Source organism: Brevibacterium yomogidense (genome assembly GCF_900163715.1).
GTDB lineage: Bacteria > Actinomycetota > Actinomycetes > Actinomycetales > Brevibacteriaceae > Brevibacterium > Brevibacterium yomogidense_A.
Genome location: NZ_FWFF01000020.1, coordinates 40,342 through 54,780, shown reverse-complemented (window position 1 = coordinate 54,780; position 14,439 = coordinate 40,342). Strand labels below are relative to the sequence as shown.

Annotated in this window: 14 protein-coding genes; 9 read left to right on the top strand and 5 right to left on the bottom strand. The window is 68.9% G+C overall.

Annotation, left to right across the window (positions count from 1 at the left end; translation table 11 throughout):
• The first annotated feature begins 131 nt into the window (after nt 1-131).
• Nucleotides 132-1,424, top strand: a complete 1,293-nt coding sequence (locus FM105_RS12705; protein ID WP_179207187.1) for an amidohydrolase — start codon at nt 132-134, stop codon at nt 1,422-1,424.
• 41 nt (nt 1,425-1,465) lie between these two features.
• On the top strand, nt 1,466-3,268 hold the full coding sequence (locus tag FM105_RS12700) for a threonine/serine ThrE exporter family protein (protein ID WP_256970392.1): 1,803 nt from the start codon (nt 1,466-1,468) through the stop codon (nt 3,266-3,268).
• Between the two features lie 47 nt (nt 3,269-3,315).
• On the opposite strand, the gene FM105_RS12695 is transcribed toward FM105_RS12700, so the two are convergent.
• Nucleotides 3,316-4,011, bottom strand: coding sequence for a uracil-DNA glycosylase (locus FM105_RS12695; protein ID WP_087008816.1), 696 nt, complete (start codon nt 4,009-4,011; stop codon nt 3,316-3,318).
• Nucleotides 4,012-4,242: 231 nt separating this feature from the next.
• Here FM105_RS12695 and FM105_RS12690 point away from each other — a divergent pair, with 231 nt between their 5' ends.
• The 4 genes from FM105_RS12690 to groL all read left to right on the top strand — a co-directional run bounded on the left by FM105_RS12690 (nt 4,243) and on the right by groL (nt 8,613).
• Nucleotides 4,243-5,709: an aldehyde dehydrogenase family protein gene (locus tag FM105_RS12690; protein WP_087008814.1), complete on the top strand. Its 1,467-nt coding sequence runs from the start codon at nt 4,243-4,245 to the stop codon at nt 5,707-5,709.
• Between the two features lie 126 nt (nt 5,710-5,835).
• Entirely contained in the window at nt 5,836-6,126 is a 291-nt protein-coding gene (locus FM105_RS12685; protein ID WP_087008812.1) for a DUF3263 domain-containing protein, read from the top strand.
• 11 nt (nt 6,127-6,137) lie between these two features.
• A complete protein-coding gene (locus FM105_RS12680) occupies nt 6,138-6,794 on the top strand; it encodes a LytR C-terminal domain-containing protein (protein ID WP_087008810.1) in 657 nt (218 codons plus the stop codon).
• Nucleotides 6,795-6,978: 184 nt separating this feature from the next.
• Entirely contained in the window at nt 6,979-8,613 is a 1,635-nt protein-coding gene (gene groL / locus FM105_RS12675; protein ID WP_087008808.1) for a chaperonin GroEL, read from the top strand.
• A 122-nt stretch (nt 8,614-8,735) separates the two neighbouring features.
• Here the strand turns inward: groL and FM105_RS12670 are convergent, their stop codons facing one another.
• Nucleotides 8,736-9,524, bottom strand: coding sequence for a DUF1707 SHOCT-like domain-containing protein (locus FM105_RS12670; protein WP_087008806.1), 789 nt, complete (start codon nt 9,522-9,524; stop codon nt 8,736-8,738).
• 69 nt (nt 9,525-9,593) lie between these two features.
• Here FM105_RS12670 and FM105_RS12665 point away from each other — a divergent pair, with 69 nt between their 5' ends.
• The 3 genes from FM105_RS12665 (at nt 9,594) to FM105_RS12655 (ending at nt 11,536) form a co-directional block, all read left to right on the top strand.
• Nucleotides 9,594-10,340, top strand: coding sequence for a sulfite exporter TauE/SafE family protein (locus FM105_RS12665; protein WP_087008805.1), 747 nt, complete (start codon nt 9,594-9,596; stop codon nt 10,338-10,340).
• A 145-nt stretch (nt 10,341-10,485) separates the two neighbouring features.
• On the top strand, nt 10,486-11,316 hold the full coding sequence (locus tag FM105_RS12660; protein ID WP_087008803.1) for a hypothetical protein: 831 nt from the start codon (nt 10,486-10,488) through the stop codon (nt 11,314-11,316).
• A 1-nt stretch (nt 11,317) separates the two neighbouring features.
• Entirely contained in the window at nt 11,318-11,536 is a 219-nt protein-coding gene (locus FM105_RS12655; protein ID WP_087008801.1) for an RNA-binding S4 domain-containing protein, read from the top strand.
• Between the two features lie 83 nt (nt 11,537-11,619).
• On the opposite strand, the gene FM105_RS12650 is transcribed toward FM105_RS12655, so the two are convergent.
• The 3 genes from FM105_RS12650 to htpX form a co-directional block, all read right to left on the bottom strand.
• Nucleotides 11,620-12,738, bottom strand: a complete 1,119-nt coding sequence (locus FM105_RS12650; protein WP_087008799.1) for an alpha/beta fold hydrolase — start codon at nt 12,736-12,738, stop codon at nt 11,620-11,622.
• 146 nt (nt 12,739-12,884) lie between these two features.
• Nucleotides 12,885-13,460: a PspA-associated protein PspAB gene (gene pspAB / locus FM105_RS12645; RefSeq protein ID WP_087008797.1), complete on the bottom strand. Its 576-nt coding sequence runs from the start codon at nt 13,458-13,460 to the stop codon at nt 12,885-12,887.
• A gap of 86 nt (nt 13,461-13,546) precedes the next feature.
• Nucleotides 13,547-14,431, bottom strand: a complete 885-nt coding sequence (gene htpX / locus FM105_RS12640; RefSeq protein ID WP_087008795.1) for a zinc metalloprotease HtpX — start codon at nt 14,429-14,431, stop codon at nt 13,547-13,549.
• Nucleotides 14,432-14,439: the final 8 nt, after the last annotated feature.

The window sequence follows — 14,439 nt, the reverse complement described above, 5'->3', positions numbered from 1 at the left end:
TGTGATCTGCCTCCTGATCGAGGTGGTGAGGGGAGCCATCGGGCCACTCCGGACGATACCGTTGAGGTACCACCGGATCGTTGGGTCACCACCGATCCAGTCCAGCGCAGCATCGCCACACAGGAGGCGCCGTGTATCGATCCGTACCCGTTCCGACCGTGCGAGACCTGGCCGTCGTGGGTGCCCGCATCCTTCCCGTCGCGGATGCCGCGGGCCGTCGGGCCGCGCCCATCGACGACGGCGTGCTGATCGTGCGCGCCGGCCGCATCGCTGCCGTGGGCACCGCCGCCGAGGTCCCGGTCCCGGACGGCATCGACGTCGTGGACGGTGCCGGGATGGTGCTGACCCCGGGCCTCGTGGAGGCCCACGGGCACCTGGGCGTGCACGAGGACGGCGAGGGCTGGTCCGGTGATGACACGAACGAGATGACGGTCGTCAATGGTGCCGCGCTGCGTGCGCTCGATGCGATCAATCCCGCGGAGCTCGGCTTCAAGGATGCGCTGCGCGGCGGAGTGACGAGTGCTGTCATCAAGCCGGGCTCGGGCAACCCGATCGGCGGTCGCACGACGGCGATCAAGACATGGGGCCGCGTGGTCGACGAGATGGTGATCCGTGAGGACGTGTCCGTGAAGTCCGCGCTGGGGGAGAACCCCAAGCGCGTCCACGGCGACCAGGGCCGTCTGCCGTCCGTCCGCATGGGGGTGGCTGCGGCGCTGCGCGAGGCGTTCGTCGGCGCGCAGAACTACGTGGCGGCGCGGGCCCATGCTGAGGCGGAGGGGAAGCCCTTCGACCGCGATCTGGGCAAGGAGACGCTCGCCGCAGTGCTCGCGGGCGACCTCGTGTGGGACCAGCACTGCCACCGTGCCGATGACATGGCGACGGCCATCCGGCTGTCCGAGGAGTTCGGCTACCGCCTCGTCATCAACCACGGCACGGAGGGGCACGTCCTCGCGGACTTCGTGGCGGAGAAGGGGATCGACGTGATCGTCGGGCCGCTCATGACGAGCCGGTCGAAGGTGGAGCTGCGCGAGCGCACCCTGGCGACTCCGGCGGCACTGGCGAATGCGGGCGTGCGCATCGCGCTCACGACCGACCATCCCGTCATCCCCATCAACTTCCTCATCCATGAGGCATCGCTGGCGGTGAAGGAGGGCCTGGACCCGGTGGTCGCACTCGAATCCCTCACGATCAATCCTGCTGTCATGATGGGGCTGGATGATCGCGTCGGCGCCCTGGCACCGGGCCTCGACGCGGACTTCGCGCTCTGGACGCAGGACCCGCTCGAGCTGGACGCGCGTGCCGCACGCGTGTTCGTCGACGGGCGCGAGGTCTTCCACTACGACGAATCGACGGGGATGGGAGAGGTCGCCGACCCGTTCGGCACCACTCGCATCGCAGAGCCAGGAGGCAGCACACCGCAGTGATCGAGGACGACGGCCCCCGCAGCACCTCACACTCGAGGCGCGTGGACCCTGAGCAGGGCTCAGGGTCCCCTGAGGCGATTCCTCCCACCGGCCCCATCGATCCCACCGGTCACAGCGGTGAGGCGGGCACCGCTCCGACGGGCGGGCGCCTGCCGCAGTCGGAGGCCGGCACGGCGCCCACCGGCGGTCACCTCCCGCCCTCCGAAGCCGGGACGGCAGCCACGCGCAGGGTGGGCTCGCAGCGGGCGCGGTCCGGGACCTCGGGCGCGGATGCGCAGGGGTCGCAGCGGGCACGGGTCAGCGGACTGCTGGGCCGATCGAAGCGGTCGGGGTCGGGGAACGCCACGAGCGCGGCGCGCGCCGCCCAGCGGATCGCGCGGCGGGCGGTGGAGAAGATCGTCGAGGACCCGTCACCCACGACCCAGCCGATCCCGATCGTCGCGGTGCTGCGGGGCACGCCGTACTCCGCACCCGTCCAGGCGGCGGCCAAGAGCGAGGACGAGGCGCGGATGATCCTCGACCTCGCGGTCGACATGGGGCAGATGATGCTGCGCGCGGGCGCCTCGTCGCAGGACGTCGAGGTGTCCGTCATCGCGACGTGCACCGCGTGCGGACTGTCGACCGCGGAGGTGGATCTGACATCGAACTCACTGACGGTGCACTACACCGATCCTGAGGGCCGGATGGTCACCGTCATGCGCGTCAATCGCGAGGACTCCGTCCACTTCGCGAAGCTCTCCGCGTTCCACGCGCTCGTGACAGACCTGGTCGACGGGAAGATCGACTACGAGCGCGCCCGTGAACGGCTCGACGCGATCCGCAAGCAGAAGCGCCCCTACCCGGAATGGCTGGTCGACATCGCCTGGGGCGGGCTGGTCGCCGGGGTCGTGAACCTGGTGGGCGGTTCGCTCATGTCGTCTCTGCTGGGCTTCTTCATCGCGATCGCCAATCAGCGGTTCGGCGCGCTGCTGAAGCGCACGGGTATGCCCGGCTTCTTCATCACCGTCATCCAGGCGACCGCCATCACCGTTCTGTCGATGGGCGCTGCGACGCTCGACGTCATCGCCAGACCCCAGTTCCTGGTCGCAGCGGGCATCATCCTCCTGCTGCCCACCATGGCACTGGTGTCAGCGGTGCAGGACGCGCTCACGGAGTTCCCGCTCACCGCCTCGGGGAGGGCGATCTCCGTGGGCCTGACGTTCTCCGCCATCGTGGCGGGCATCGCCGCGGGCATCATGATCGGTCGGGCCGCCGGTCTGCGCACGATCGAGGTGATCCTGCCGGGCACCGGCACCCAGTTCCTCACGACCCTCTTGTCGCTGGTCGCCGCGCTGCTGGTCGCCGCCGGCGGTGCGATCGGCATGCAGGCGCAGAAGCGCCTCATCATCCCCGCGAGCCTCATCGGCCTGGCGGGCTTCGCGGTCATGGTGGCCTGTCTGGTCGCCGGGGTGAACGGCATCCTCACGAGCTTCGTGTCCTCGACTCTGGTGGGCCTCCTCGCCCGTCCGGTGGCCCTGCGGTTCGGCGCACCGGCGATCGCGCTCGTGGTCCCCGGCATCTACCCGCTGCTGTCCGGCCTGTCGATCTTCAACGCGGCCTTCCTCATCGTGCAGCCGGAGGAGGCCGTCGGGCTCGCCCACGGGCTCTCGTCGCTGTTCACCGCGGTGACGGTGAACGCGGCACTGGCGGTGGGTGCTGTGTTCGGCACGTACCTAGCGACGTGGATGCCGTACGGGCAGGGCCGTCGTGCGAAGGCGGTCGACACGGCCGTGGACAAGGCGGAGTCCATGGATTCGACGAGCTTCGACCGCAACGCCCCCACCGGGGGCGAGGACCGGCACTGAGAAGCTGTAGGCAGGTGCGGGGAGCAGCGCGCCGTCTGCAGCGAGCCTCAGCCCTCGAGTCGCCAGTCGACCGGCGGTGCTCCCATCTGCTCGAGCAGCGTGTTCGCGCGCGAGAACGGCCGTGAACCGAAGAATCCGCGCGAGGCGGACAACGGGGACGGGTGCGGGGACTCGATGCACGGGATGTCCGTGAGCCGCGGCTTCAGGGACTGGGCGTCCCTGCCCCAGAGGACCGCGACGAGCGGTGCGGCCTTCTCCGCACGCCTCTCGACGAGCGCTTCGATGGCGCGGTCGGTCACCTCTTCCCAGCCTCGGCGGCGGTGGGAGGCGGGCGATCCGGGGGCGACGGTGAGGCAGCGGTTGAGCAGCATGACCCCTTGGCGCGACCAGGGACGCAGGTCGCCGTTCGCGGCCGGCGGGATGCCGAGGTCATCGTGCAGTTCCCGGTAGATGTTCGTGAGCGACCGGGGCAGCGGTCGGACATCGGGGGCGACGGAGAACGACAGCCCGATCGGGTGGCCGGGGGTCGGATACGGGTCCTGTCCGACGATGAGCACCCGGACCTCGGCGAGGGGTTCGCGGAACGCGGCGAGGATGTCCTCACCCGCCGGGAGGTACCCGCGGCCGGCCCGTGTCTCCTCGCGCAGGAACTCTCCCATGCGGTGGATCGTGGGTTCGACGGGGGCCAGCGCCTGCGCCCAGTCCGGGGCCATGAGGGTGTCCAGAGGTGCGGATGAGCTCATGCGGCCAGCGTACGGCGGCGGCGCGGCTGGTGTGGAACGCCTCGGTCAGCCGCCCGGTCAGCAGTCCGGTCAGCAGTCCGGTCAGCCCGGTCCGCAGTCCGAGAGGCCCCCGCCGCACACCCGGTGTGCGGCCCTGTGCACCGGAGGGGGATCGCGTCCGCGCGCCTGCGTGGATATGCTCGAACAGGTTCAGTGACGAATGCTCGAAGCGATCGCTTTCAAGGAGGCGCAATGACCGGGTTCCCGGAGAAGAAGCACTATCCGATGCTCATCGGTGGCGAATGGGTCGACGCGATCGACGGGGAGACGTCGGACGTCATCACCCCGATCGACCGCAACGTGGTGATCGCGACCATCCCCCGCGGCAAGGAGGCGGATGCGGACCGTGCCGTCGAAGCGGCGCAGAAGGCGTTCCCCGCATGGGCTGGGATGCACTTCAAGGAGCGTCAGAAGCTCATCCTCCGTGCCGCGGACGCGCTCGAGGCGAAGATCGAGGACCTCGCGCAGCTCACCGCGCTGGACACGGGCAACGCGCTGCGCACGCAGGCGCGCCCCGAAGCGCAGACGCTCGTCGACCTCTTCCGCTACATGGGCGGCATTGCCGGTGAGGTCAAGGGCGTCGTCCTGCCCGCCGGGGACGATCAGCTGCAGTACACCCGTCGTGAGCCGCTGGGCGTCGTCGCGGGCATCCTGCCGTGGAACTCGCCGCTCATGATCGCCGGGTACAAGACCCCCGCATCGCTGGCGGCCGGCAACACGCTGGTGCTGAAGTGCGCAGAGGACGCTCCGCTCACGATCCTCGAGATGGGCCGCATCATCGCGGACATCCTCCCGGCAGGCGTGCTCAACATTGTCACCGGCAAGGGATCCGTCATCGGTGAGCGCCTGGCTGTCCACCCGGACGTCGCGAAGGTCTCGTTCACCGGGTCCACTCTGGTGGGCCGTCACATCAACGAGGTCGCCGGTCGCCGACTGGCCCACACGTCGATGGAGCTGGGCGGCAAGTCGCCCACGATCGTGTTCCCCGATTCGGACCTGGACGAGGTCGCGGACCAGGTGGTGCTGTCCACCCGCTTCGCGCGTCAGGGCCAGTCGTGCACGTCCGGTTCGCGTCTGTTCCTCCATGAGGACATCTACGACTCGTTCCTGCAGAAGATCGTGGACCGCGTCTCGACGATGAAGGTCGGCGACCCGCGGGATGAGGCCAGCGACATCGGTGCGGTGAACTCGCAGAAGCAGTTCGACACGATCCAGAGCTACATCGAGATCGGTGAGTCGATGGACGGCGTCGAGATCGCTTACGACGGCCGCAAGACGCTCGAGGTCGGCGAGCCCGGCTTCTACCACGCGCCGGTGATCTTCTCGAAGGCCCGCAACGACTGGCAGACCAGCCAGGAGGAGATCTTCGGCCCCGTCCTCTCCGTCATCCCGTGGAAGGACGTCGACGACGTCGTGGACATGGCGAACGACAGCGAGTACGGCCTGGCGGCGTTCATCTTCTCGAAGGACATCGACCGCGCGCTGTCGACCGGCAACCGCATCCAGTCGGGCTGGGTCCAGATCAACCAGGGCGGTGCCCAGATGGTCGGCCAGTCCTACGGCGGCTTCAAGCAGTCCGGCCTGGGCCGCGAGGCGTCGCTCGAAGGCATGCTCGAGGGCTTCACGCAGATCAAGCAGATCAACGTCAAGCTGCGCTGACGCAGTCCTGCCCCCGCCGAGGCGCCGGTCACTCCACAGGTGACCGGCGCCTCGGCGTCTGGGCGGGGGTGGGGAAATCACAGCGGTGTTCTCCGCAGGTAGACTCTGCGACGGAGGAGGTGTCCATTGACTCAGAAGGCAGACGCGCAGGACGCGCACGGTGGTGACGGCGACGGGCTCAACGAGCTCGATGCGGCGATCCTCGACTTCGAGCGCACGTGGTACTCCTACGGCGGTGCGAAGGACCACGCGATCCGGGAGCGCTTCGACCTGTCCGCAGGCGCCTACTTCCAGCGGCTGGCCGTCCTCTTGGACGACCCGCACGCCTATTCGCACGACCCCATTCTCATCAAGCGTCTGCGCCGAATCCGCGACTCCCGGCAGCGCAGCCGGTCGGACGCACGCATCGCACGCTGAGGAGCTGGCCCGTGGCCTCATACCCTGAAGACGAATTCGACCGCCTCCCTCCCACCGGGCGCCGTGGTGCGCACCGGAAGGAGACGGGCGGGGGCATGCGCGGTGCCTATGTGGTGATCGCGGTGATCGCCGTCGTCGCCGTGCTGCTGGTGATCGGCGTCTTCAACATCATCCGCTCATCGTTCTCGGGTCCCGAGGAGCAGGTGGCGCAGCCGCCTGCTGCGGAGGAGACGGAGTCTCCCGGCGAGGAGCCGGCGGAGGAGACCGAAGAGGCGGTGCCGGAGGTCGACAAGACCGAGGTCTCCGTCGCGATCTACAACGGCTCCGGTGTGAACGGTGCGGGTGCGGAGTACTCCGAGGCGGTGGAGTCGAACGGCTGGACGCTCGCGGAGACGACGACGTATGCGACCCCGGACACGACGTCGACCGTCTTCTACGCGGACCCCGCCCACGAGGACCACGCGACGGCCCTGGCCGCGGAGCTGGGCATCGAGCAGGTCGAGGAGTCGGCGGAGTTCACGTCCGACCTCACCGCGGTCATCACCTCCGACATCGCCGAGCAGGGGCCTCCCGGTTCCGAGGGTGGAGCGGCGGAGTCCGAGGGCGAGGGCGCCGCAGTCCCGGATGAGGGCGCTGGCGGCGAGGGCGCGGAGGGCGCACAGCCCTGACCGTTCGCCGACGGCGGAACTTTTTTGCACTCTCGAGTGCCGAGTGCTAAAAGTAGAGCGTGAGCCTCTCTCGACACTGAGGGTCCCGGCCCCTGCGGAATGGAGCAGTGGACGGAGCCCCGCCGTCGCGGGCATGTCGACGTGAGGAGCACATCCACCCCGAAAAGGGAGGCAGCAAGCCACTATGGCAAAGCTCATCGCATTCGACGAAGAGGCCCGTCGCGGCCTTGAAACCGGCCTCAACACGCTGGCCGACGCAGTCAAGGTGACGCTGGGGCCTCGCGGTCGCAACGTCGTCCTGGAGAAGAAGTGGGGCGCACCCACGATCACGAACGACGGCGTCTCCATCGCCAAGGAGATCGAACTCGACGATCCATACGAGAAGATCGGTGCGGAACTCGTCAAGGAGGTCGCCAAGAAGACGGACGACGTCGCGGGTGACGGAACGACGACGGCGACCGTGCTCGCACAGGCGCTCGTCCGCGAAGGCCTGCGCAACGTCGCAGCCGGCGCGGATCCGCTGAGCCTCAAGCGCGGCATCGAGAAGGCCGTTCGCGCCGTCTCCGACGTGCTGCTCGCTTCGGCCACCGAGGTCGAGACGAAGGAGCAGATCGCTGCGACCGCCGGCATCTCCGCCGGTGACCCTGCGATCGGCGAGCTCATCGCGGAAGCGATCGACAAGGTCGGCAAGGAAGGCGTCGTCACCGTCGAGGAGTCGAACACCTTCGGCCTGGAGCTCGAGCTCACGGAGGGCATGCGCTTCGACAAGGGCTACATCTCCGGATACTTCGTGACTGACACGGAGCGCCAGGAGACGGTGCTCGAGGATCCCTACATCCTCATCGCCAACTCCAAGATCTCGAACGTGAAGGACCTGCTCCCGGTCCTCGAGAAGGTGCAGCAGTCAGGCAAGCCGCTGTTCATCATCGCCGAGGACGTCGAGGGCGAGGCCCTGGCCGTGCTGGTCGTCAACAAGATGCGCGGCACCTTCAAGTCCGTCGCCGTCAAGGCTCCGGGCTTCGGCGACCGCCGCAAGGCGCAGCTGGCCGACATCGCGATCCTGACCGGCGGTCAGGTCATCGCGGAAGAGGTGGGCCTCAAGCTCGAGAACGCCACGGTCGACCTCCTGGGCACGGCGCGCAAGGTCGTCGTGACGAAGGACGAGACCACGATCGTCGAGGGCGCCGGCGACTCCGAGGAGATCGCGGGACGCGTTTCGCAGATCCGTGCGGAGATCGAGGCATCGGACTCCGACTACGACCGCGAGAAGCTCCAGGAGCGCCTCGCGAAGCTGGCCGGCGGCGTGGCCGTCATCAAGGCCGGCGCGGCGACGGAGGTCGAGCTCAAGGAGCGCAAGCACCGCATCGAGGATGCAGTGCGCAACGCGAAGGCAGCAGTGGACGAGGGCATCGTCGCCGGCGGCGGCGTGGCTCTCATCCAGGCGGGCCTCTCCGCGTTCGACTCGCTGTCCCTCGAGGGCGACGAGGCGACCGGCGCATCGATCGTGAAGGTTGCGATCGACGCTCCGCTCAAGCAGATCGCCTTCAACGCCGGGCTCGAGCCGGGCGTCGTGGCGGAGAAGGTGCGCGGCCTCACCGCCGGGCACGGCCTCAACGCCGCGACCGGGAACTATGAGGACCTGCTGGCCGCGGGCATCAACGACCCGGTCAAGGTGACTCGTTCGGCACTGGAGAACGCCGGATCGATCGCCGGCCTGTTCCTCACGACCGAAGCGGTCGTCGCGGACAAGCCGGAGCCGGCTGCTCCGATGGCCGATCCCTCGGGCGGCATGGGAGACATGGGCGGCATGGGCTTCTGATCCCCTGCAGCGGACCGGCTGAACGCCGGGCCGCACGTCGTCAGGGCTGATCGGCCAGAAGCTGATCGCCCGGACGAAGGGCGGGAGCGGTTCCACACGGAACCGCTCCCGCCCTTCGTCATTCAGCCGCGCTCGTCGGAGTCGTCGAGGTCCTGCTCGCCGGGGTCCTGGTCGTCTGCACGAGTCCGCTTCCGGCGGATCTCGCGGCGCTCATCGCTGCGTGAGCGCGGGCCGCTTCCGCCGCCGTACGTGCCGGGGCCCGCGTCGAGTTCTCGCTGCTTCCGGGCCTGCCGCGTGAGCTTCCGTCGACGGTCCTCGATGGTCCGTCGTCGCGAGCTGATCGTGGAGATGACGTTGATGCCGGTGCCCAGCATGACGAAGATCGGCCAGAAGAGGGAGAATCCTCCGCTGAAGAGTCCCACCGCCAGCCAGACGAGCGTCGTGATCGCGCTGGCTCCGACGAAGCTGCTGAGACTCGCGCGGAGCATCTTCGCATAGTGCTCGCGTGATGCGATGTCGATCTCGTCATAGGTCTGGGGCAGAGGGGGCGACAGCGGGTCGTGGGATGCGCCGCGCGACAGAGTGCCGCTGGCACCGGGAGCGGCACCGGTGCGCACCATGCCGGTCTCCGGCGCTGTGCCCCGGTCCAGCGCCCTGCCCTCGTCCGAGTCGGGGTCGATCGGGCGGGCGTCCAGGACCAGATCGGACAGGGAGTCCAGCAGGTCGCCCAGCAGCCGGGCCTCGCCCACGGCCGCGAGCCGTTCGTCGAACTCGTCGCGGTCCAGGCGTCCGTCGGCGAAGGCCTCGCCCAGGCACTCCCGGACGATGTCACGGTCCTCATCCGCTGCGCGCAGGCGTGTGTGCAGTCGTGGATCGAGGCGGAAGCGCGACCAGATGTTCTCCTGCGGCATACAAGAACCATAGACCGCCCGGCGTGGGACGCGTGCGCGTCCCCTCGATTCCCCGTCTAGTCTGAGGGGATGGGCTCCGTCATCATCCTCATCCTCCTCGCCGTCTTCGTCGGTGCATTGGCGCAGCGGGTGACGGGCATGGGGTTCGCCATGGTGTCGGGCCCCTTCCTCGTCCTGCTCCTCGATCCCCTCTCCGGCGTCGTCCTCGTGAATCTCTGCGGTCTCACGTCCTCTCTCATCGTCCTGTGGCGCACGTACCGGGAGGTCGACTGGAGGCTCGCCGCGGGCCTGATCGTCACCTGCGTGCTCGGGACCCTCCCCGGTGCGCTGTTCGCGGTCGTCATGCCGGCGCGCGGTCTGGAGATCTTCATCGGATCACTCATCGTCGTGACGTTGACGCTGTCGCTCGTCCTCAACCGCTTCGCTCCTCCCATGCGCCGCAGCTGGACGGCCGTGGGCGTCACGGGTCTGATCTCCGGCGCGATGAGTTCCTCCGCGGGAGTGGGCGGACCGGCGCTGTCGACCCTCGCCCTGCTGTCCCGGTGGGAGCAGCGCTCCTTCGCCGCGACGATCCAGCCCGTCTTCGTGGCGACCTCGTCCGCCGCCGTCATGTCGAAGCTGCTGTTCGACCCGTCCGGATGGCCCGACCTGGACGGAGTGACGTGGGCACTGCTGCTGGGCGCCCTGGTCGGCGGGCAGGTGCTGGGGGAGTGGCTGTCGAAGATCACGCCGGTGCAGGCGGCGCGCGCCGGGATGCTCACGCTCGCGTTCCTCGGCGGGCTGCTCACGATCGGCCGCGGGCTCGGAGTGCTCTGAGACGAGTCGCGGAGGCTTCTTCGGGGTCGTTGCTCAGAGCGCTTCCAGGATGGACTGCGATACTTGAAGACGGAATGACGCCGGTCCGCACTCCCGTTCGGGAGGACCGTGACCCTCGCGCACACCATCGGAAAGGTGACTCGGCATGACCTTCGTGTTCCTCCTGCTGCTGGCGGCGATCGCCGCAGCGTTCCTCATCGGCTCCCGCAGGCAGAAGGCCCGCGAACTCGAGGAGAAGGCGGAAGAGCTCGAGCGTGTGAAGACGACCGTCGAAGAAGATGTCGTCGCCTTCGGCGAAGAGGTCGCCGATCTGGACGTCATCACCGGCGGCGTCGAGCTCGATGAGGGCGGCCGCCAGGACTACTCTCGGGCGATCGATGAGTACGATCGCGCCAAGGACCTGCTCGACCGCATCTCGTCTGCAGATGAGATCAGCCACGTGACGGAGGCGATCGAGGACGGTCGGTACGCCGCGAAGTGCGTGCGCGCCCGTGTCGAGGGCGAGCCTCTCCCCGTGCGACGTCCCCCCTGCTTCTTCAACCCGCAGCACGGACCGTCCGTCGAGGACGTGGATTGGGCTCCCGCGGGCGGTCAGCCGCGTCCCGTTCCGGTCTGCGCTGCGGACGCGGAGCGCGTGAGCTGCGGCGCCGAGCCCGCTGTGCGCACCGTGCCCGTGGGCAACGGCCTGCACCGGCGCGCCTACTGGGAGGCCGGTCCCGCCTACGCGGAGTACAACCGCGGCTACTTCAACTCCTACGCGGGCTCCGGCCTGCTCCCCGGTGTCCTCATGGGTGCCATGATGTTCGGCGGCTTCGGCGGAGGCTGGGACGGCGGCGGCATGGACGGTGGTATGGACGGCGGCGGCATGGACGGCGCCGATGCCGGCGGTGACATGGGCGGCGACATGGGCGGAGGCTTCGGTGACTTCGGCGGTGGCGACGGCGGAGGCTTCGACTTCGGCGGCTTCGACTTCTGACATGGAACGCATCGAGATCAGAGACGAAGCCATCACCCTGGGACAGCTCCTCAAGCTCCAGGGGGTCGCCGGCACCGGCGCAGACGCGAAGGACATGCTCGCGGCAGAGGCCGTGAGCGTCAACGATGCGGTCGAGACCAGACGGGGTGCGAAGGTGCGCCCCGGGGACGTCGTCGACGCCGCCGGTGAAGTGTTCACCGTGGTGGCGCGCGAAGCCTGACGCCTCCGGCCTCCGGCCTGCGGCAGGTCGGTCGGGCCGGCAGCTGCGTGAGCTGACCGGTGACTGGTCGAGCAGGCGCGCGGCTACTCGAGCAGGTCGACCTCGCCCACCACGTCGCGGGTGAACGCTCGGACTCGCTGCACGAACTCCCGCGGCCGCTCGATGTGGAATCCGTGGCCGGCCGCCACCCTCTCCGCACGGACGTCGGGGATCAGCATCTCCGCGCGCGCCGCGTCCGCATCATCCATCGCCCCCAGCAGGATTCCGTCCCGCGTCTGCCAGTCGCAGTGGATGAGCAGCGTCGGGCGGGAGATCGCGGACAGGGTGTCTGCGTGGTCGAACAGGTCGTGGAACGCGCCGTCGAAGAACGCCAGGCCGAACATCGGGTCGTATGAGTCGAGTGCACGGTAGACCTCGTTCATCGCCGGCGGCATGTACGGCAGTGTCGGGGGCCTGTCGCGATGCGCGCGTCGTCTGCGCAGCGCATCCGTGCGGATCCGTTCGCCTGCGGGTCCGAAGAGGTCGAAGAGTCGGCTGTGCTCGAGCAGGAACTCGGTGAAGTCCGCAGCGTCGGATGCGAGGAAGTCGCGGCACGGCTGCGCGAGCTCGACGTGGTTCCACGTCGCTTCGGAGCGGGGCGGCACGGAGGAGAAGAGGGGCGGGTCCTCGAGGATGGCTGCGACCACCTCGTCCGGCCGTGCCGCGGCCATCCACGCGGCGATGAGGCCGCCTGAGGAGTGACCGGCGATGATCGTCTGCTCGCCGATGACGCCCGCGATGAAGTCGGCGAAGAGCTCTCCGAGCACCGGACCGTTGTAGAGCTCCGGATCCCAGTCGGAGGCTCCGTGGCCGGGGACATCGATCGCGAAGACGTGGAAATCGCGTGCGAGTGCGGGCATGACGGGTGCCCACGACCACAGATCCGTGCTCTGGGCGTGGATGAGGAGCAGCGGCGGACCGGACGCAGGGCCCTCCACGAAGCGCAGGCCGTGGCCGTTCACCATCGTCGTGCGGTCGACGAAGCCTGCGCGCTCGCAGGCCGTGCGGGCGATGCGAGCGTGGAAAGTGTTCCGCGCGGTCCAGAGGGCGGCGGCGCCTGCGGCCGCGCCGGTGAGGACGGCAGCGGTGAGCCCCAGCGTGCGGAGCGGTGATGGTCGCGATGAGGAGTGGATCGACGGGGTCGTTCGGTCTGCAGCCGGCATGCGGTGCCCTTCACGAGAGGTCGTTCGCGGCCAGGCTATCGCACAGACCGGTCGACTTTCCGGAGGAGAGGCCGACTACCCGGAGGAGACAACGGCGGTCCGCAGGTGAGGGACAGCTGCCCGGAAGCGGAAGCGGAGAACGGGCCTCAGCGGTCCATGCCAGGGGCGTCCCACAGCGGTGACCACTTCGTCATGTCCTCCTCGACCGGGAGGTCCTCGTCGAGCACACCGCGCAGCTGGATCGCGAAGGCGCTGTCGCGCTGGTGCTTCGCGCGCTGGACGAACGGGTAGAACGTCCCGCGCTTGTAGAGGTACACCACCGCGATCGTGCGCCCGTCGGGTGCCCGGAAGTACACGTTCGAGCACAGCAGCATCGGGCCGAACCCCTGGGCTTCGAGCGCGGCGTTCACCGCGTGGAGGCTGGTCACGAGGTCCGAGGTGCTCGCCGCCTGCTGCTCGACGACCTGCCACGTGTATCCGTAGCCGTCGTTCACCTGCGTGACGTCCGTGTTGGGATCGGCGGAGATGAGAGCCCGCGCCTCCTGCTCCGCGCGGTCGAACGCACCGCCTTCGACCTCACGGAACGCCACGGCCCCCACCCCGGTCGGAGTGATCCCGGATCGGGCTTCGAGCGTGAGTGCCGCGGACGGCACGGCGAAGAGGTCGTCGAGGTTCGGTTCCTTCGGCTTGGTGCGGCCGAAGAGTGCGTCGAAGAATCCCATCGCTGTGGCTTTCGTGTCGAGGACGGCGGGACGAGCGGAGGACGAGCAGGCGTGAGCTGACGCGGTGTCGCCACGGCCCGCAGTCGTCAGAGCTCGGTGGAGAGCTGGTTGCTGATCTTGTCGAGCTGGGCGAGGCGCTTCTCCAGGCTGGGGTGCGTGGAGAACAGGCTGCCGACGTTGAAGAACGCCAGGTGGGATGCACCGGCGGTCTGCCGGAGGTCCTGCTGCGGCATCTTCTGCGTCTGGCCGCTGATCTTCACGAGCGCGGAGGCCAGCGTCGACGGGCTGCCGGTCAGCAGCGCGGCGGCGCGGTCGGCGGCGAGTTCCCGGTAGCGCGACAGGACGCGGATGAGCAGGAAGCTGAGCGCGTAGACGACGACTCCGACGAGCATGAGGAGCAGCTGGATCGGCACGCCGTTGTTGTTGCGGCCGCCGCGGGCGAAGAGGAACGACCGCATCATGAGGCTCGCGACGATGCCGGTCACTCCTGCGACGGTCATGACGGTCACGTCGCGGTGCGCGACGTGGGAGAGCTCGTGCGCGAGCACCGCCTCGACCTCCTTGGGCTCCAGCTCGTCGAGCAGACCGCGGGTGACGGCGATGACGGAGTGCTCGGGGGAGCGCCCCGTCGCGAACGCGTTGGGGACCCGGGTGTCGGCGAACGCCACCTGGGGCTTCGGCATGTCAGCCTGCTGGCAGAGCCGGTCGACCAGGCTGTGCAGCTCCGGGGCCTGCTGCGGGCTGACGACGCGTGCGCCCATCGCCTTGATCGCGACCTTGTCGGAGAAGTACCACTGGAACCAGAAGATGCCGACGGACAGGAGGACTGCGATGACGACGCCGCCGGTGCTGCCGCCGAGGATCCACCAGATGGCGGCGATGAGGACCACGTAGATGAGCCCGTTCAAGAACATCGTGAGGCCCATGCGGGCAGACAGCCCCGCGTCCTTCGTGAAGCGCGTGCGCGCCATCAGCGGCT